We start from the raw sequence: 19,289 nt of genomic DNA on the forward strand, positions 1-19,289 counted from the left end.
TTCGCTTTCATGATCTAAATCAGTATTGTGGTTGGCGGCTCAGTTATGCTGGTCTACATTCATTTTAAAGCACACGATTTTGGGGGCGGTCATGCTGGAAGTAGAAAACCTGATTGTGGCACTGGTCGAACCATCGAACGTTCAGGCGCAGATCATCAAGGCGGCGCTGCAGGAACGGGGGATCGACCAGGTCACGGTCTACGAGTCGGGCTCCGACCTGCTTGAAGCACTGGCTTCCAAATTGCCCGACCTGGTCTTCAGTGCGCTTTATCTGCCGGACATGACCGGCACGGATCTGGTCTATACCCTGCGCGACACCCCGGCCTGGGCCGATTTGCCGTTCATCCTGATCTCGAGCGAAACCAACCCCTACTACCTGGACCCGGTACGCCAGGCGGGCACCATGGCCATCCTGCCCAAGCCGTTCTCGCAGAATCAGCTGACCATGGCCCTGGAGAACACGCTGGACTTCCTCAATGCCGAGCAACTGGACATTCCGCTGGAAGACGACTTTGCCGACCTGAATGTCCTGCTGGTCGATGACAGCAGCACGGCGCGGCGTCATGTGCGCTTCATTCTGGAAAAGCTGGGCTTCGAGAAGATCTACGAGGCCAACAATGGCCTGGAGGCCATTCCCCTGCTCAACTCGCAGCTGTTTGATCTGGTCTTCACCGATTACAACATGCCGCAGATGGATGGTCGCGCCCTGGTCGAGTACATCCGCAAGGAAAGCATGCAGAGCTCGGTGCCGATCCTGATGGTATCGAGCGAAGACAACGAAGGGCGGCTGGCCGCGGTCGAGGCTGCCGGCGTCTCCGCCATCTGCGACAAGCCATTCGGCGCTGAAGTGGTACGCAAGCTGGTCGGCCAGTTGCTGATGGATCGCGACTGATCGCATGGGGGCGGCTGACACGCCGCCCTTTTCCGCACCAACTCCCCACAAAAAATCATGCACTTATGGCACGATTTTAATTTTTCCTATTGCCAAGGCAATTGATTTAGCGTATATTCCCTCCTCTTGCATTTCGCCGTGCGCTCACTCCCGCAACTTCTGCCCGGCGGACCCTGCTGTATTCATCGTCCCTGACCGTTTTCCAGGCTTCGTCCACGAGATGTCCCTTCGTACGGACCGTTGTTGTTCGCCGCTTGCCAGGTTGGTGCCGATGAGCCATGTGGCTATTTCAATTCCAAATGAAGCCACACAACCAGCCTTTTCAGGCCAAGTGACTCCCGGACACCTCCGGATCGAAAGGACATCATGACGTTTTCCGACCTGGGCATTTCGCCCCTGATTCTGCGCGCCCTCGAAGATGCCGGCTACAGCGAACCGACCCCGGTTCAGGCCGAAGCCATCCCCGCGGCGCTGGCGGGCGAAGACCTGCTGGTCTCGGCACAAACCGGCAGCGGCAAGACCGCCGCCTTCCTGCTGCCTGCACTGGTCAAGCTGACCGAACGCTCGACCGGCTCCGGCAAGGGCCCGCGTGTTCTGGTCCTGACCCCGACGCGCGAACTGGCGCAACAAGTTGAAAAGAACGCCACCGAATACGGCACCCACCTGCGCTGGCTGCGCACTGTCTGCCTGGTCGGCGGCGCCTCCTTCGGTTATCAGGTCCGCGCCATGTCGCGCCCGATCGACATCATGGTCGCCACCCCGGGCCGCCTGATGGATCACATGCGCCAGGGCCGCATCGACTTCTCCCGCCTGGAAATGCTGGTCCTGGACGAAGCGGACCGCATGCTGGACATGGGCTTCATCGAAGACATCGAAACCATCGTGCAGGCCACCCCGGCTGCCCGTCAGACTGTGCTGTTCTCCGCCACGCTCGACGGCGTGGTCGGCAAGCTGGCACAGAAGCTGACCAAGGATGCCAAGCGCGTCGAAATCGAGCGCAAGGAAAGCGGCGGCAACATCGAAGAACACCTGCTGTACGCCGACAACCAGGCGCACAAGGATCGTCTGCTGGACCATATCCTGCGCGAAGCCGGTTTCGATCAGGCCGTGATTTTCACTGCCACCAAGATCGGTTCCGAAGAGCTGGCCGACAAGCTGGCCGACCAGGGTTTCTCCGCCGCCTGCCTGCATGGCGACATGCCGCAGAACTGGCGTAACCGTACCCTGAACGACCTGCGTCGCGGCCGCATCAAGGTACTGGTGGCCACCGACGTGGCCGCGCGCGGCATCGACGTGCCGACCATTGACCTGGTGGTCAACTACGACCTGCCGAAGCAGGCCGAAGACTACGTGCACCGCATCGGCCGTACCGGTCGTGCCGGCCGTAACGGCACGGCCATCACCATGTCGGAGACCAAGGAATTCCATCGCGTCCGTCGCATCGAGCAATACCTGAAGCGTCAGATCACCGAGGGTGTCATCGAAGGTCTGGAACCGACCCGTCGTCCGCCGAAGGGTGGCAATGGCCAGCGTCGCGGCGGCAATGGCAACGGCGGTCAGCGCCGTCATGGCAGCGGCGGCGGCTATGGCGCCCAGCGCAAGCCGGGCAGCGGCTACGCCAAGCGCGCCCCGCGTCAGCAGACTGCCGGCTGATCCTCAGCCCGAGCCATCAGGCAACAAGCCGCATCCCCGGATGCGGCTTGCTTCATTTCAGCCCTCCCTCACCCGGCGCTGCAGCAAATCCCGCAGGACCTGCAGATAACGCTGCACCCCATCAAAACTGTCGACACTGACCCGACACCAGCCGGGCAAGGTGTTGATCGGATAGCAGACACTCACGTCGGCAGCGGCCAGGCCAGCCAGCCAGAACGCCGCCTCTCCCGGCAGGCGATGCAGCACAAAATTCAGCACTGAACAACGCGGTGACAACTGCAGGGCCTCCAGCCCTTCGCACAATGCCGCCCGCGCCGTCGCCAGCAGCCAGCGAGCATGCTCCAGCCAGGCCGGATTTTGCAAAGCCTCGGCCGCGGCCAGCAGACCGGGCAGATTCAGTGCCGGAGCCAGCGCCGCCTGCAGACCGGCCAGCCAGCCGGCATCACGCCCAGCCGCAAAGCCGACGCGTAAACCAGCCAGCCCATAGGCTTTGGAAAAGGTGCGCAAGACCAGCAGCGAGGACGGCAAGGCATCCAGCCGGGACAGCAGCGAATGCGCCTCGGGCTCGGGCAGAAACTCCATATAGGCTTCGTCGATGATGAAACGCACCCGTGGCGATGCCTCGCACATCCAGGCATCCAGCAGCGTCTGATCCAGCATTTGTCCGCCATGGCAATCCGGGTTGCTCAGATAGACCAGGGCGGCCCCCCGGTGTTGCTCGACGCGCTGGCGCAAGCCTGGCAAATCGATGCTGCCATCCGGAAGCCAGCGACAGAATTCGCTTGGCAAGGCACCGGCCATCGCCGGCAAAAGGGGAAAAACCGGGGCACTATAGAACAGACGGGCATCCGGCCGGCGAGCAAAATGAGCCAGCACGGTCTGCAGGATGGCCGTGGCGCCGGCCCCGAGGACGAACTCCTCGGGACGACGACGATGATAAATCGCCAGGCGTTGCACCAGACGCGCCGCCTCCCGCGCAGGGTATTGCCAGGCCAGCGGACCTGCCGAAGACAACAGGCGGCGAACCGCTGGCGACAAGCCATGACGACATTCGTTCCGATGCAGATTGAGCACGATACCCCCGATCCAAATGACAGGGGTTCATGATGGCGAGAACCGACCTCAGCGCAAAGCAGCCAGCAGGCGAACCACCATTCACTGACGCGCTTTTAGGCACATTCCTGCTGACGTTCAGGCATCGGCCTGCAAGCTGCGCGCCAGCTCCTGCATGGCCGTCCGGCTCACGCTTACCGGGACAATCACTCGCCGCACCGGCTCTTCCGGCGAGAGCAGAAGTTCTTCCATGCACACCCGGGTCCCCTCCTCGATCTCATCGGCCGAGCGCACCACGCCCATACGGTCGAGTGTCAGCGACGCCTGCTGCAGACGGAAGTAGTCCTGCGGATGGCTCAGCATATGCGCCACCAGTTCCAGCAGGCCGTTCAGGGTCGTCACACTGCGCACTTCATTCAGGCGGCACTGCGCGGCCTCCTGCCGCTGCAGCAAACCGGCGCGATCGCGCGGCAGGGGGTCGTCATCCGGCAGGGCATCAATCAGCAGAGACTCGGGGTGGCTCAGCGCCGTCAGGCGCAAGCGGATGCGGGTCAGTTCACTTTCCAGATCACTGCGCTCCTTGGCCAGCAGCGCCAGCCGCTGCGCCACCAGGCCGGCAATCACCTCCAACGCCCGCTCCGCGGTACTCGCCCGCAAGACCTCGACAGACGGGCAAGGCAGCACCATGCGATGGTGATCAAAGCTGACGACCGTCTGGGCGACATCACTGCGTACCTCACCGTTGAGTGTGGCCATCCCATAGCGCTGACTGTCACGCCGCTGCATCAGCAGCAGTGCCAGCGCCTGATCGCCCTGCGAGGGGGACGCAAAGAAGGCCTGCAGCGCATCACTACGCATCAGCATGCCGAGCAGACTGGCCGGCGAAGAGAAAAACAGCCCCAGACGACGGTCCAGGGTAAAAGACAGCAGGGAAAGCTCCAGCGGATCGGGCAGATCGCGCACCAGCTCGGCGGCATAGTCGCGGCAGACCCGCACCCCGGGCAGCAGGGCCTTGCGATAACCCGGCAGCAAGGCCAGGCGCGCATCGGTCGCCGCCACCATCCGCTCGATGGTGGCCAGTTCCTCGGCACTGGCCGAGGCAGAACTACCGAAAACCCTGCGTATCAGGTTGCCGAACATCGGTCACCCATCACGGAAAATTGAAAAGGCCCGGAACGCCGTGCGCGCCTCAGAACGATTCGTCTTCGCGCAGATAGCGCCATTGCCCCGGCGGCAGATTGCCCAGCATGATCTTGCCGATGCGCACCCGTTTCAGGCCGGTCACACGCAAGCCGACCAGTTCGCACATGCGGCGGATCTGGCGCTTCTTGCCCTGGCGCAGGACAAAGCGCAACTGGTCCTCGTTCTGCCAGCTGACCTGGGCCGGCAGCAGGGCTTCGCCATCCAGTTCCAGACCGTGATTGAGCAGCGTGAGCCCCTGCGGAATCATCTGCCCGGTTACCCGAACCAGATACTCTTTTTCGACCTGGGAATTCTCCCCGATCAGCTGCTTGGCAATGCGACCATCCTGGGTCAGCACCAGCAGACCGACCGAATCAATATCCAGCCGCCCGGCCGGCGCCAGCCCCTTGAGATGGCCCGGCGTGAAGCGCTGTCGTGCCGTATCGCCCACCCAGCGACTACTGCCGGTCACCAGCGTCACGGCCGGCGGATAACCCTTCTCTGCCTGTCCGGAGACATAGCCAACCGGTTTGTTGAGCAGAATCGTCACGCGTGCCGACTGAGCGGCACGGGCACGGGCATCGACCTCGATGGTCTGGTGCGGCAACACCTTCAGACCAAGTATCGCCACTTCCCCATCGACCTTGACCCATCCCTGCTCAATATAGCTGTCGGCCTCACGGCGAGAGCAGATGCCCAATTCGGCCAGGCGTTTGGAAAGACGTACCGGTTCCATCAGAACTCCCAAGCAATAAAGGCGATCTCCGATTGCGACGGGATCGCCTTCTCAATTAAACAAGCCGTATTGTAAGAGATTGGCGCCGGGAACAAAACCGCTTCAATGTACAAACGGGCGCAAACTCTCGGCAATGGCAGCGGCCAGTGCCGCACTGGCCTGTTCATGGGCAAGCACCAGGGCCGTCGCATCCTGACCACTCAGCGCGAACGAACGCGTCAGACGCCCCTGCCCGACGGGCTGACCGGCATGCAGGATCTGCCAGCGGGCATCCAGCTGCAGCCTCTCGCGACCGGCATCCAGTGCCAGAACATCCAGCGCAACCTGCCAGTCGGCTGCCAGTGGCGAAGCAGACGGCCAGGCGCGCACCTGAGCCGTGACCAGGGACCGGCCGAGCTGCCTGGCCAGGTCCAGTGCCAGCAGATTGGCCAACGGCGCCGCCCATTCGGCCTGCGGCAGAAAATGCACCTGACCATCCGCGCCGGTTTGCTGCAACTGCGGGCGGTTGAGCCAGCCGGGCAAGGAAACCGGCCCGATCTGCAAAGTGGGACCGTCCGACCGGCTCGGCGGCTCGGTGCCGCCCTGCTCGGGCAGTCGATAGTAATGCACCGGTGCCGAGGCGCAACCGAACAACAACAGGCACAACCACAAGGCAAGGATACGGTTCATGGTGCCTCTCCTGCTTTACCGCGAATCAGCGCCTCGGGATGGCGCTGCAAGGTGTCGGTCAGCGTTTTCACACTCTGCGCCGCCGCCGTCACTTCATGGGCGGCATCGCGCAGATCCTGCTGCAGCGGGGCATCCGGCCGCAGCGTCTGACGCGCACTGTCCAGTGTCTGCTGCAGGGACTGCAGGGTGCTGAGCAATTGCGGCAGACCTTGCTGACTCATGCCATTCATCAGGCGATCGGTCTGCTGCAGCGTCCCATTGAGCGTATGCAGCGAGCGGCGCAGATCCGCCGACAGAACATCCAGCTGCATGCGGTCAATACTGCGGGCAATCCGTGTCAGACTATGCTGCAGCTCGCCGATGTCGCCCGGCATGCTGGGCAACAACAGCTGACCATTCAGATGCCCCAGGCGCGCACGCGGCGCATCGGCAAAGTAATCGATGGCGACATACAACTGACCGGTCAGCAGGCTGGCCGTGCGCAACTGGGCTCGCAAGCCATGCGCCACCGCAGACGCCAGCTTTGCCTCCTCCAGCTCTGCGCGCTGTGGCTTGCCCCCGGCCACCGCCGTCAGACGATCCGGATAGATGCGCAGGCTGACCAGCATCTTGGGCGCCCCCGGCGGCGAGGCCGGATCCAGCGCCAGGCCGGCAACTTCGCCAATCGCAATACCACGGAAATCCACCGGGGCACCGATTGTCAGCCCGCGCACCGAATCGGCAAACCGCACCTGATAGCGCAGCACCGTGGTTTCGACCTGGCGCAACGCCTGATCATGGTTGCGAGCCAGCAGGAACACATGGTTGCTCGATGCCTCGCTGCCCCGGCCTTCATCCGGCGTCTCAAAGGCCACGCCGCCGAGCGCCACCGACATCAGTGACTGGGTCGCCAGCTTCAGTCCGTTGGCGTCCATGCTGACGTCAATCCCGCTGGCGTGCCAAAAGCGGCTGTTGTTGCGGACATACTGGTCATACGGCTGATTGACGAAGACGGCCACCGCCACACTCTGGCCATCGGGCGCCAGGTGGTAGCCCACCACCTGACCGACCGGAACCCGGCGATACAAGACCGGCGAGCCAACCTCCAGCGAACCGAGATCCTCAGCCTGCAGGGTAAACTGTCGCCCCGGACGGTCACTGCTGACAATCGGCGCCTCGTCCAGCCCGGTAAAATGATCACTGGTCTGGCTGGCATGACCGACGTCCATGGCGATATACGAGCCGGACAACAACGTGTCCAGACCGGACACCGTGCCGCCGCTGATCCGCGGACGCACCACCCAGAAACGACTGTCCGCCAGCAAATAGGGCGAAGCCTCGCGCACCAGGCGTGCCTTGACCTGAATATGATGCCGGTCCGGACTCAGTGTCACCGCCGTCACCTCACCGATGTCCACATCACGGTACTTGATGCGCGTCTTGCCCGCCTCCAGCCCCTGGCCGGAGGTAAACAGAATGGTGATGGTCGGACCGCGCGACAGGATGGTGTTCACCACCAGCCAGGCCCCGATCAGTGCAGCCAGCAGCGGCACCAGCCAGACCAGGGAGGGATTAATCCGGCGCCGTGGCAGCACCCTGGCTTCCGGCAAGAAGGAAGACGGGTCGGGCTCAGTCATGCAAGGTTTCCTTGTTGTTATCCCAGATCAGCCGCGGATCAAACGCATTGGCGGCCAGCATGGTCAGCACCACCACCGCGGCAAAGGCCAGCGCCCCGGGGCCGGCCTGAATGCTGGCCAGCCCGCGCAGTTGCACCAGCGCCACCAGCAGGCCAACCACATAAATATCCAGCATCGACCATGGCCCGATGGCCTCCAGCAGCCGGTACAGGCGAGTACGCTGCTCGGGCGCCCAGCGCCAGCGCCAGCGAATCGACAGCAGCAAAAAGCTCAGGCTGAGCATTTTCAGCAAGGGCACCAGGATGCTGGCCACAAACACCACCAGCGCCAGCGGCCAGGAACCGGCCAGCCACAGATACACCACCCCGCTCAAAATCGTGTCGTCCTGGCGGCCGAACAAGGTACGGGTCGTCATGATCGGCAGCACATTGGCCGGCAGATAGCAGAGAAACGCCGCCAGCAACCAGGCCGTACAGCGACTCAGGCTATCCGGCTTGCGACGCGCCAGCCGGCTGCCACACACAGGGCAAACCGACTCGCCATCGCCTGCCAGCCGGCAGGTGGTCCCGCACACCAGGCAGGTCGACAACGCCATCATCCGGCTCCCTGTGCCTGTTGCAGGCGACGATAACTGGCCCACAGACCACGCGAATCGAACTGACTGGCATTGAGCGCCAGCAGCAGAATCAGGGCGAAAAATGCCCATAAGCCAACACCAGGCGCGATATCCGCCAGATGCGACAGCTTGACCAGCGCCACCAGCACGCCCATCAGGAACACCTCGGCCATCCCCCAGGGATGCAAGACATGCAGAATACGCAGAATTCGGTCAAAGCCGGGGGGGACGCGCCGGAGCAACAGGGGAAACATCAGATAGCCCAGCACCAGCAACTCCAGCAGCGGCACCAGCATGGCGGTGGCTGCCACCAGCAGCGCCACCGGCCACATACCTTGCTGCCAGAGTGCCCAGGCAGTCCCCAGCAAGGTCGTGGCGGTGCGTGCCCCCTGGGCGCTCATCGACACAATCGGGAAGACATTGGCCAGCAACAACACCAGCAGCCCCGTCAGCACCAGGGCACAACGTGCCTGCAAGCCGATACCGGGGCCACGCAGCAGCACGGCCCCGCAACGCGGGCATTGCGCCCGCTCGCCGGCGCTCAGCGGCGTCAGACGCTGCAGCAGGTCACAGTCATGACAGACAATCAGCCCATCCCGGTTCGGCTCGCCCCCTTGCATTGTCCCTCCGCCGGAAACGCCAGACCTCGGCCGCGCCTCAGTTCTGGGCTTCGCGCACATCCGTTGGCGACAATGTCGCCTGGCTGCCTTCTTCTTTGTTCCACTTGCCGGACAGACTCCAGCGCTTGTCCGGGGCACTGAGCGTCAGATCCCAGCGCGAAGCCTGACTGGGCTGCAGTGCCGCGCTGTAACGGCCATCGGGCCCGACCACCAGATTCACGGTCTGATCCAGGCTGGCGATGGTCGGGTGCGACAACTGCAGGGTCAGCACCGGCGGCAAGGGCTCGTTCACCTTGCGCTGCAGGACCAGCGTCACGCTGTTATCGGCAAAGGTCAGCTGGCCAAGCAAACCCATCTTCTCGGCCGTTTTGCCGGCCTCGATCAATGAATTGATCGACTGGCCAGCCGCGTAATACTGCTCCTGCACCATCGGATCCGTGCCGTGGGTGGCGATATAGATGAAATAGCTGCCGACACAGACAGAGGAAAACGGAATGGCAATCAGCAACCACGGCCAACGATGCTTGTACCAGGGTGCCGACATACTCGAATTGGATTGGATAGTCATGGTTTCTCCGCCTGCAAGATGTTTTTCTCTCGATTATCCGTCATATCACTACGGCATGAAAGACCATGATCCCAAGTATTGTACTTCGCCGATCGCCTTACAAATAATCCTTCAGGCGGTAATACAGCATGCCCAGCACCAGCGCCGGTGTGCGCAACAGAGCGCCGCCCGGGAAAGGACGGTGGCGCAAGCGCGAGAACAGCTCGAAACGGGTGTTTTCATGCGCGATCGCCTCGGCCAGCATCTTGCCGGCAATCCCGGTAATGTTCACCCCGTGGCCGGAAAAACCCTGCAGGTAGTAGATCGAAGGGCTCAGCCGGCCAAAATCAGGCGCCCGGTTCATGGTGATGTCGCAGAACCCGCCCCAGGCGTAGTCGATCGACACATCTGCCAGCTGCGGGAACACGCGCAACATGTCACTGCGCATGGCCTGCGCCAGATCGCGCGGTTCGCGACCGGAGTAGCTGACCTTGCCGCCGAACAACATGCGGTGATCGGCGGACAGGCGGTAGTAGTCGAGCACGAAGTTGCTGTCGCACACCGCCATATTATTGGCAATCAGGCCACGGGCACGCTCGGCCCCCAACGGTTCGGTGGCAATGACATAGGTACCGACCGGCATGATGCGTGCCGACAACTCGGGGGCCAGGGTGCCACCAAACACATTGCAGGCCAGCACCAGGATCTTGCAGCTGACGCTGCCGCGCTCGGTCACGGCCTGGGGTGAGGGTTCGCGCACCAGCGAACGAACCGGGGTATTTTCGTAAATGGTGACACCGGCGGCTTCGGCGGCACGCGCCAGTCCGAGGGTATAGTTGAGGGGATGCAGATGGCCGGCCAGCGGATCAAACAGGCCGCCGACATAACGCTCGCTGCCCAACTGACTGCGCAGCTGCGGCAAGTCCCACCATTGGTAGTGCTGATAACCGTAGCGCCCGGCGGCTTCCTGCTGCCAGGCAGCCAGATCGCGCAGTTGACGGGGCTTTACCGCCACCGTGCAATATCCGCGCGTCCAGTCACAGTCGATCTGATGCTGCCGTACCCGCTGATCGATGATCTCGACCGCCTCGACCGACATGTCCCAGAACGATCTGGCGTACTCCTCTCCCGCCTGGGCGCGCAGGGTATCCATATCACAGGCAAAACCGCTGATCACCTGACCGCCATTGCGGCCCGAGGCGGCAAAACCGATCTGCGAGCCTTCCAGCAAACCGACGCTGAAGCCGCGCTCGGCCAGATTCAGCGCCGTCGACAAACCGGCCAGCCCGCCCCCGATCACGCACACATCGTACTGTGCGTTGCCATCCAGCGCCGGACGCAGGGTCCAGGGTGTGGCAGTGGCCGCATAGTAGGAGTGGGCATGGGGCTGGCGGGCATAATTCAGCATAAAAGCCTTTCAATGGCACGGGGTGTCTAAAAAGATTAGCGCATGCTTAATATTTTTGACAATAGCATTAAAAACAGCAAAACAACTAGCGGCTGATTGCCAAACGCGGCCAGCAGGATCAGACTGACCGGCTGCCGTCGGGATCCCTCACAGACTCATGCTTGTACCATTGATTGTTGCCTGCGCCATGCTGATGGAAAGCATGGACGCCACCGTCATTACCACCTCTCTGCCAGCCATTGCCCTGGAACTCGGCCACAGCCCGGTCACCCTCAAACTGGCGCTGACCGCCTATGTCGTCGGCCTGGGCATCTTCATCCCCATCAGCGGCTGGATGGCGGATCGTTTTGGTGCCCGGCGGGTTTTCAGCACCGCCATCGTGGTATTCATGCTCGGCTCGCTCGGCTGCGCACTGGCACACCATCTGACGACGTTTGTCCTGGCGCGCTTTCTGCAGGGTACCGGGGGCGCCATGATGGTGCCGGTCGGACGCATCGTGATTTTCCGCACCATTCCGAAAGCCGAGCTGATTCGAGCCATCGGCTACCTGACGATTCCGGCCCTGCTCGGACCGGTCATCGGCCCGCCGGTCGGCGGTTTCATCACGACCTATTTCGACTGGCGCTGGATCTTCCTCATCAACCTGCCCATCAGTGTCCTGGGGCTGTTCCTGTCCGCCCGTTATCTGCGCGCCTGGCGCGAGGCCGACTGCCCGCCGCTGGATGTCGCCGGCTTCCTGCTGTCCGGCACCGGCAGTGCGCTGCTGATGCTCGGCCTGGCCCTGATCGGCAGCGGGCTGGTCCCCGTGGCCTGGATCGCGGCGCTTTGTCTGGCGGGCAGCCTGTTGCTGATTTTCTACTGGCGGCATGCACAACAGACGGCACAACCCTTGCTGGACCTGAGCCTGCTGCGCATACCAACCCTGCGCGCCAGTGTACTGGGCGGCTCGCTGTTCCGCCTCGGCCTGGGCGCCACCCCCTTTCTGCTGCCGTTGTCACTGCAAATCGGCATGGGGCACAGCGCCTTTGCCGCCGGCATGGTAACCTGCGCCTCGGCACTGGGCGCCATTACCATGAAAACACTGGCCGCCCCGCTGCTGCAGCGCTTCGGTTACCGGCCGGTGATGCTGGTCAATGCGCTGCTTTGCGGTCTGGTGATGGCAGGCTACGGGCTGTTCACCCCCCATACCCCGATCTGGCTGATGATGCTGTTCGTGCTGTTTGGCGGTTTGTTTCCTTCGCTGCAATTCACCTGCCTCAACACCATTGTCTATGCCGACATCACCGACAAGGACATCAGTCGGGCCACCAGTCTGGCCAGTGTCGTGCAGCAGTTGTCACTGGGGCTGGGCGTGACCCTGGCCGGACTGGCTCTGAGCTGGAACAGCGCCTGGCACGGGCATGCCGTTCTGCAGAGCAGCGACTTCTGGCCAGCCTTTCTGCTGATCGGTCTGTTCTCCTGCCTGTCGGTCCTGCCCACCCGCAAGCTGTCACCACAGGCCGGGCGATCGCTGACATGCGCGACCAGTGCCACCGACTGAGTCTGCGCCATACTTCTGTCAGACATTCCTGTTTTCAACGACTTACCCCCCGGCCCTCTGGTCTTCGTGCCGCGTCCGGCCCAGCATGACAGGGCTCGCATGACGAGCCTGGGGCCTGCCGCAAAGCCGGCAGGGACTGCGCCGGCCTGGCAGATGGCCCCAGCCACGCCACCCACCAGACGAGGGCCTTATGCGCACCCATTCAAATTCCCGACTTCATCGATCTGGACTTGGTCTGCTGATCGGACTTTGCCTGCCCGCCCTGGCGCAGGCCTCATTCAGCCTGATCTTCACCGGAGGGCCGCGACTGTCATGCGACCCGGCACCAAGCTATGTCGCCGGTTCGCACTGCTTTTCGCAGGCAGAACAAAACAAGCTGTTCGCGCGCCAGATCACCGCGCTGCGCAATGCCCGTCCTGACCTGAATCTCAAGGGCATGTGGATCAACGGCAATCTGACCGCCAGCGGCAGCCAGCAGCAGTGGGAGTGGCTGCAGAATTTCTGGCTGAAGGACCATGCGCCTGACTCGGCGTTCCCACACTGGTTCGGTCTGGGGGAAAACGAAATGCGCCTGCCCGCGGCCAAGGCCGTGATGCAGACGCAGATCAGCCAGACGGGGGGCCAGCAGGCACCGGCAGGCCAGGTCTTTTCGTTTGACTTCGCGGGGAGGCATTTCGTCCAGCTGCAGAGTTTCAAAAGCATTGGCGGGGTGGATCAGCGCCGCAACATTGACTGGCTGCGGGAGGATCGCCTGCGTGCGGTGAACAGCGACAAGCCGATCGTGGCCTTGCTGGATGACTCAACGCTCACTCACAGCATCAGGCCGGCGCTCACCGCCGTGGGCAGCGTCTGGGGCCGGCTGACCCGGGCGACCATTTTCACCACCCTGCCCACCAACGTGCTGGCACGGGAACGGGCACCGGGCGAAGGTCGAAGCTGGGGATTCATGCCCCCCAAGTGGCAAATCGGTGCCATCGAACAGGGCACGGCCTTACTGGTCACCTTCCATGACAACAAAAACAGCATGCGGGTCATGACCCTGCGCACCCAGGAAGGCAAGGCACTCCCCATCCTGACCGATCTGGGTGAGTTTTGGCTCTATGGGGTCGACGACGACCACTAGCCTGAGACAGGCCCGGCCCACGGCCCCGCCGGCAATGCCGGTTCGCCGTCGGGTCGGCGCCGCTCGATGAACAGGCTGCTGCCACTTTGCTTCTTGGCCATTTTTTTGGCCTCGGCCGCGGCAGCGCCAATTTCCACATGACTGCGATACTGGCCGGGCAGTACCTTCAGCACCCCGAGCGACAAGGAGGTGAGCGGGAAGAACGTCATCTCGCCACGCCGGTCTGCCAGGTGAAAGCCCTGCTCACTGACATGCTCGGGCGAAAAGTAATACGGTACGGCCTGGTCAAAGGCGGACAGCACCTTTCTCAGCCGGTGCTCCCAGTCGGCGCACTGCATCAGCACCACGAAATCGTCGCCGCCCACATGCCCGACAAAGTCGAGCGACTCATCCACCTCTTCCGACAGGATGTTGGCCACCAGCTCGATCAGCTCATCCCCGGCGGCGTAACCATACAGATCGTTGAACGGCTTGAAATGGTCGAGGTCGGCATAGGCCACAACAAAGTGCTGGCTGCTCTCGATCAACCGGTCGATCGCCTCGTTGATCGGCACATTGCCAGGCAGCCCGGTCAGCGGGTTGGCATAGCGCGCGGCACTGATCTGCAGATCGGTGATCTTGCGCATCAGGTCATAGCAAGTGCCCATGCCGAGATAACTGCCGTCTTCGGTCAGAATGAAGCCATCTGCCAGATAGTCTTTGCCGGCAGCCAGCACCAGAGAAGACAAGGTGGTGATATCGGTATCGTCCGCCACGATCAGCGGGCGCTTTTCCATCATCACCGTGCAGCTTTTCTTGCCATACAGCTCGCGATTGAAGGGTCGGGCAAAGCTTTCCAGAAAATGATGGCGGCGCAGCAGGCCGACCGGCCGCCCCTGCTCCAGCACCGGGATGGCAAAACAATCCTGATCGGCAGCGAACAGGCGATACGCTTGTTCATTGGTATCCGAGACCTGCAGGGGATCCACCTCGATCAGCAGGTCACGCGCCACGATCTGGCGCGCACTGCCGCGCTGACGTTCGCCGCTCCAGACAATCCCGCCAATCGAGTGCTGCAGCTGTTTGTCCGGCTCGCGCTCTGGTCTGGCAATCAGATACCCCTGGCCGTATTTCACGCCCAGATTGCGCAGCAGCCGCAATTCTGCAGCGGACTCGATGCCCTCGGCAATCAGCAGGGTGCCGGCCTGACGCGCCATGTCGACCATGGAACGGACAAACTGCTCCTTGAAAGGGTCTCGCTGAATGTTCTGCACGAAGTGCTTGTCCAGCTTGACGAAATCAGGCCGCAGCTCAGACCACAGCCGCAAGTTGGAATAGCCCTCGCCCAGATCATCCAGGGCAAGGTGAAAACCGTTGCGGCGGTAATATTCGGTGGCTTCGCGCAGGGCATGGTAGCTGGCAAACGGCAGGGTCTCGGTCAGTTCGATGACAATACGCTCGGGCTCCAGACCGATCTGCTTCAAATAGGCCAGGGTTTTGCCCGGGCGATGATCCGGTGACAGCAAGGTTTCCGGATTGACATTGAGGAACAGCCGCGCCGGCAAGCCCAGCTCGGCAAAGCGCTCCATGGTGACGCGGCGGCAACACTGGTCCAGCTGGATGGCCCGGCCGCATTGCGCCGCCTGCTGAAACAAATGCAGCGGCAGATGCAGGGGGCTGTCTGCCGGCCCGCGGATCAAGCCTTCGTGGCCGAGCGTGATCCCGCTTTGCAGATCGACGATGGGTTGATAGACCGGAAACAGCCGACGCTCGCGAATGATGCTCTCGAGTTCATCGCAGTTGGCGGCGAGCGCCAGCAACCCGCCCTCGCCCCCGCTTAATGACATATTCATCAAAGACTGACCCTATCAGACAGGGTAGTGACTTTATGCCTGCAAGATGACATTAAGGTGACATGTCGTAGACGCCCTGACGCTTTTGTGCAAACAGCGTCACATCCCCCCACACCCTGCCCCGGCCCTGACGCAGCAGGCGCAACTCTCTGAGCCAGTCTTTCAGGCGCCGGGCGACCTGTCCCGGGCAATACAGGCCAAACAAACGCGTTTGATAGGCATGCCGCCACTGCTCCAGCAGTGACTGCAAGCCACTCAGGCTGCGCGGGACACCCAGGCGTGACTGGACACGCATCAGCAGATCCTGATTTTCACGGCATTGCCACAGCGCCAGTCTGGCCGGATAAAGCACCTGGCGCTCGATCTCAAGCGCCAGAATCTGTACCAGCCTCTTTTCCTGATGCGCCAGCCAGGCCGACTCCAATGCGCTTCGGGCGCCTGCGGGACGCTGCCAGGCCTGGTCCAGCACCTGACGCACCGCCCGGTAACAAGGGGATCGCAGGCAACGCAGCAGATAATCCAGGCGATGCGGGTCGATGCGACCGGGCGGCGAGCTCGCAGTCGCCAACAGGGCCCCGGCACGAGAGAGCGCCTGCCGAATCAGGGACTCGCCCTGCTGCTGACTCATGGCCTGACAACGCAGCGCCTCCGACAACTCGGCCAGACGTGCCAGCACATCGTCAATCGCCTGGCGAAACGCGGCCGTGCGAGCCAGTTCCGCCGCCTCGGGTGCCGGCAAGCCCTGCCGGCACAGCAGGGAAAAGTGCGCGTCATCCAATGCCAGCAAGGCTGGAGCCAGCGACGCATAGCTTCGCGACTGACGTGCCTGTTGTCGGGCCTGCAAATGCGCGGAGACGGCCTGCCGGGCGGCGTGCTGCAGAAGCTGGCGTTGCTGCCGGTTCAGATTCAGCCGCCAGGTGGCATGGGTGAGGTCCGTCTGCGACTGGCGCAGCGGGATCGTCACCACCTGTCGCCCGGCTGCGCTGTGCGCCCACTGATCATGCAACCAGGCATCGGACGCCACCGAGTGCATGCCGGCCAGGGCGTCAAACCACCGCCGCAGCCACAGACGCCAGCCCACACGAGCGGGGGCCTCAAAGCGCAAGACCAACTCATCGCCGTCCGGCCATTCATCATCCAGACCGGCAGGCAGAATCAGGCTGCTTGCCGGCGTATTCAAACTGCAACCACCATCAAAGCCCCAGCCGCGCTCACGCACGCCGGGGCGAGATAAAGTCAGCCGGACCCGGTTGAACAGCAGAGGCAATGCGCAGGAAGCCTGCACGCCCCGGGCGATCTCCAGGCCGGGCGTGCTGTCGGCATCCAGCAGGCGCAGGCCGCCAAGACCGAAACGCGCCCGCTGAAAGGAAATCACGCAGCCAAAACGCTTGACGGCCGGCAGCAGGCGACTGATCTGCGCCAGCAGGGCAAAGGTCAGCGGCCGTGTCTGATTTGCCAGTTGCTCATGCCAGCGCTGCACCTGCCGGTAATCGCGACTGGCCGGATCGTGCCGGGCCAGCCACTCCGCCAGTCGCGCCAGCAGGGCCGCCCTGCCGTATTGCGACACCAGTTGCTGCAAAGGCTGGCCGGTATTGAACCAGCGCAGCCACCAGCGCCTGGGGAGGGAGAGTCCCTGCAACGGATCTCCCCGCCGCCGGGTCAGTGCAGGCAAGGCCAGTTGGTCCGTCAGCGCCTTCAGCTCGCCTGCGGACATACCGCAAGCCAGCAAGGCGCCCACCAGCGCCCCCGCCGAAGCGCCACGGATCTCCCGGATGGCCGACAAGGCGTCGTCATGCGCCAGCGCCTCCAGGGCGCCGACATAGGCCAGCCCCTTGACTCCGCCACCGGACAACACCAGACCGCGAATCGGCGGCAGCGCGGCTGACAGGACGTAGCCGGTAGTGCATCGGCTCAATGTCAGGTGTGCGGTGCCGAGTTGATCGATCAGCACGGTCCGCCCGGGATGGCGAACCGGCGGGTGCAAGCCTTGCGTCATGATGTCTCCTGCCAGTCAGATAAAGAGGCGGCATTACAGCAGCGATCACAGAAGCGGGCTTGCACAAAGCAACCATGTCTGCGGGCAGATGCGGCGGGCTGAATGAAGAAAAAATGACAATTGCACCATTTATGGCAAAAATGAGCTTTCACGGCATACAATTGAGACAGCCGCCAGGGAGTTTGCCATGCCGCACATCCAGCTTGATGGTCAGTCGATTTATTACGAGCTCAGTGGACAGGGTCAGAAGACGCTGGTGCTGTTCAATGGCATCACCATGTCGACTGTCGCCTGGACGTTCCTGCTGCCGGTGCTGGAGGCGCATTACCGGCTGTTGCGGCTGGACTTCCCGGGACAGGGGCAAAGTGACAAGCCGGACGTGCCGTATTACCGGCTGGAGGAACAGGCGGAAGTGGCGCTGGCACTGCTCGATGAGCTGGCCATTGAAACTTGCTACCTGGTAGGTTTGTCATATGGCGGCATGGTAGCGCAGCATTTTGCCCGCCATCATTCCGATCGCATCGAAAAACTGCTGCTGGCCTCGACACTGGCCTGGTCAGATGCAGTCAATGCCGCCATGTGTGACAGCTGGGTCGAAGCCCATGAGGCCGGCGGCTTTGATCTGGGCTACCAGATCAGCGTCCCCTGGCTGTTTTCCAGTCGCTTCCTGTCTTCGCAGGCCGCCATGCTGCCTGAGTTGCAGCGCCTGGCCTCGCTGGTGGACTGGCCCTCGGTGGTGCGACTGCTGGCGGGCATCAAGCAACACGATGCCCGCACCTGGCTCGACAGCATCCAGGTACCGACGCATATCATTGTCGGTACCGAAGACCGCCTGACGCCGCGCTATCAGGCGGAGCTGCTGAACGAACGTATTGCCGGCTCGACGCTGGCGCTGCTGCCGGGTGCCGGCCACGTGCTGCATCTGGAGGCCCCGGAAGCATTTTGCCGGGCCATTACCGGCTTTTGCCTGCCCTGAAACTGCCAACTCAGAGAGACAAGAAGAAAACCATGAGCTCATCCATTTTGCTGAATGTAGACGCGCGCGGCGTCGCCACCCTCACCCTGAACCGGCCTGAGTGTCATAACGCGCTGGATCATGACGGCGTGAACCTGCTCAACGCCAATCTGCAGACCCTGGCCGAAGACGATGCCATCCGTGCGGTGATCCTCACCGGCAGCGGCATCAGCTTCTCCGCCGGCCATGACATCAATGCCATGCGCCTGCTGGCCGAGGCGGACGAAAGCGTCATGCGCGGCATCGTCGGCGAATACGCCACGGTACTGGACACCCTGGACCGCTTCAACAAGCCGACCATCGCCCGGGTACAGGGCTCCTCGTTCGGCTTCGGCATCGGCCTGATTGCCTGCTGCGACTTTGCCATCGGCGTGACCGATGCGCTGTTCGGATTCTCCGAAGTCCGCCAGGGGGTGACCACCGGGGTGGCCATGCCCTATATCGTGCGCGCCATCGGTGCCCGCGCGGCGCGCCGCTACATGGTCAGCAGCGAGCGCTTCAACGCCGGCAAGGCCAAACGCATCGGCCTGCTGCATCAGGACGTCACACCAGCCCTGCTCGACAGCACGGTGGAGCAACTGGTACGTCAGTTGCTGCTCAACGGACCGCAGGCCATGGCCATCACCAAACAACTGATCACCGAGCTGGATCAATATCCGATTGACGATACGGTCAAGACGAAGATGCTGGAGAGCTCGCTGCAGGTCAGGACCAGCCAGGAAGGCCGCGAAGGTATTCTGGCCTTCATCGAGCATCGGGCTCCGGACTGGGTCCAGTCCTGACGGCAAGCG

General features: G+C 62.7%; 17 protein-coding genes. 6 read left to right on the plus strand and 11 right to left on the minus strand.

Features of this window, described 5'->3' with window-relative positions:
* Nucleotides 1-91 precede the first annotated feature (91 nt).
* Both AACH39_RS05000 and AACH39_RS05005 read left to right on the plus strand, forming a co-directional pair.
* The gene (locus tag AACH39_RS05000) at nucleotides 92-892 is read left to right on the plus strand and encodes a response regulator (protein WP_215782143.1); all 801 of its coding nucleotides are present in this window, start codon (nucleotides 92-94) and stop codon (nucleotides 890-892) included.
* 366 nt (nucleotides 893-1,258) lie between these two features.
* Nucleotides 1,259-2,545 (plus strand): DEAD/DEAH box helicase, encoded by a 1,287-nt coding sequence (locus AACH39_RS05005; protein ID WP_215782142.1) that lies wholly within the window; start codon nucleotides 1,259-1,261, stop codon nucleotides 2,543-2,545.
* 57 nt (nucleotides 2,546-2,602) lie between these two features.
* Here AACH39_RS05005 and AACH39_RS05010 read toward each other — a convergent pair whose 3' ends face one another.
* The 9 genes from AACH39_RS05010 to AACH39_RS05050 form a co-directional block, all read right to left on the minus strand.
* Complete coding sequence (locus AACH39_RS05010) at nucleotides 2,603-3,619, minus strand: aminotransferase class I/II-fold pyridoxal phosphate-dependent enzyme (protein WP_338621036.1); 1,017 nt, start codon at nucleotides 3,617-3,619, stop codon at nucleotides 2,603-2,605.
* Nucleotides 3,620-3,736: 117 nt separating this feature from the next.
* Nucleotides 3,737-4,738, minus strand: a complete 1,002-nt coding sequence (locus AACH39_RS05015) for a hypothetical protein (protein ID WP_215782140.1) — start codon at nucleotides 4,736-4,738, stop codon at nucleotides 3,737-3,739.
* Between the two features lie 49 nt (nucleotides 4,739-4,787).
* Nucleotides 4,788-5,516, minus strand: coding sequence for a pseudouridine synthase (locus AACH39_RS05020; protein WP_215782139.1), 729 nt, complete (start codon nucleotides 5,514-5,516; stop codon nucleotides 4,788-4,790).
* A gap of 102 nt (nucleotides 5,517-5,618) precedes the next feature.
* Nucleotides 5,619-6,185, minus strand: a complete 567-nt coding sequence (locus AACH39_RS05025; protein ID WP_215782138.1) for an ABC-type transport auxiliary lipoprotein family protein — start codon at nucleotides 6,183-6,185, stop codon at nucleotides 5,619-5,621.
* Nucleotides 6,182-7,801, minus strand: a complete 1,620-nt coding sequence (locus tag AACH39_RS05030; protein ID WP_215782137.1) for an MlaD family protein — start codon at nucleotides 7,799-7,801, stop codon at nucleotides 6,182-6,184. Before AACH39_RS05030 ends, AACH39_RS05025 begins: the two co-directional genes overlap by 4 nt.
* Entirely contained in the window at nucleotides 7,794-8,399 is a 606-nt protein-coding gene (locus AACH39_RS05035) for a paraquat-inducible protein A (protein WP_215782136.1), read from the minus strand. The genes AACH39_RS05030 and AACH39_RS05035 overlap by 8 nt, the downstream gene beginning before the upstream one ends.
* Nucleotides 8,396-9,037: a paraquat-inducible protein A gene (locus AACH39_RS05040; protein ID WP_215782135.1), complete on the minus strand. Its 642-nt coding sequence runs from the start codon at nucleotides 9,035-9,037 to the stop codon at nucleotides 8,396-8,398. Before AACH39_RS05040 ends, AACH39_RS05035 begins: the two co-directional genes overlap by 4 nt.
* 37 nt (nucleotides 9,038-9,074) lie before the next feature.
* Nucleotides 9,075-9,605: a FixH family protein gene (locus AACH39_RS05045; protein WP_215782134.1), complete on the minus strand. Its 531-nt coding sequence runs from the start codon at nucleotides 9,603-9,605 to the stop codon at nucleotides 9,075-9,077.
* Between the two features lie 97 nt (nucleotides 9,606-9,702).
* Entirely contained in the window at nucleotides 9,703-10,992 is a 1,290-nt protein-coding gene (locus AACH39_RS05050) for an FAD-binding oxidoreductase (protein WP_215782133.1), read from the minus strand.
* A 157-nt stretch (nucleotides 10,993-11,149) separates the two neighbouring features.
* Between AACH39_RS05050 and AACH39_RS05055 the strand changes: the two genes are divergently transcribed.
* Nucleotides 11,150-12,532, plus strand: coding sequence for an MFS transporter (locus AACH39_RS05055; RefSeq protein WP_338621037.1), 1,383 nt, complete (start codon nucleotides 11,150-11,152; stop codon nucleotides 12,530-12,532).
* Nucleotides 12,533-12,722: 190 nt separating this feature from the next.
* Nucleotides 12,723-13,655, plus strand: coding sequence for a hypothetical protein (locus tag AACH39_RS05060; protein WP_338621039.1), 933 nt, complete (start codon nucleotides 12,723-12,725; stop codon nucleotides 13,653-13,655).
* Here the strand turns inward: AACH39_RS05060 and AACH39_RS05065 are convergent.
* Both AACH39_RS05065 and AACH39_RS05070 read right to left on the minus strand, forming a co-directional pair.
* On the minus strand, nucleotides 13,652-15,487 hold the full coding sequence (locus AACH39_RS05065; RefSeq protein ID WP_252346201.1) for a GGDEF domain-containing protein: 1,836 nt from the start codon (nucleotides 15,485-15,487) through the stop codon (nucleotides 13,652-13,654). The genes AACH39_RS05060 and AACH39_RS05065 overlap by 4 nt on opposite strands.
* A gap of 52 nt (nucleotides 15,488-15,539) precedes the next feature.
* Nucleotides 15,540-17,483: a patatin-like phospholipase family protein gene (locus tag AACH39_RS05070; RefSeq protein ID WP_338621040.1), complete on the minus strand. Its 1,944-nt coding sequence runs from the start codon at nucleotides 17,481-17,483 to the stop codon at nucleotides 15,540-15,542.
* 187 nt (nucleotides 17,484-17,670) lie between these two features.
* On the opposite strand from AACH39_RS05070, the gene AACH39_RS05075 reads away from it, so the two are divergent.
* Together AACH39_RS05075 and AACH39_RS05080 are read left to right on the plus strand one after the other, a co-directional pair.
* Nucleotides 17,671-18,459 (plus strand): alpha/beta fold hydrolase, encoded by a 789-nt coding sequence (locus tag AACH39_RS05075; RefSeq protein ID WP_215782129.1) that lies wholly within the window; start codon nucleotides 17,671-17,673, stop codon nucleotides 18,457-18,459.
* A 32-nt stretch (nucleotides 18,460-18,491) separates the two neighbouring features.
* Nucleotides 18,492-19,280 carry an enoyl-CoA hydratase-related protein gene (locus tag AACH39_RS05080; RefSeq protein WP_215782128.1) on the plus strand — a complete coding sequence of 263 codons (789 nt, stop codon included), beginning with the start codon at nucleotides 18,492-18,494 and terminating at the stop codon, nucleotides 19,278-19,280.
* Nucleotides 19,281-19,289: the final 9 nt, after the last annotated feature.

Origin of the sequence: Paludibacterium flexuosum (genome assembly GCF_037076605.1) — a bacterium.
Classification (GTDB): domain Bacteria; phylum Pseudomonadota; class Gammaproteobacteria; order Burkholderiales; family Chromobacteriaceae; genus Paludibacterium.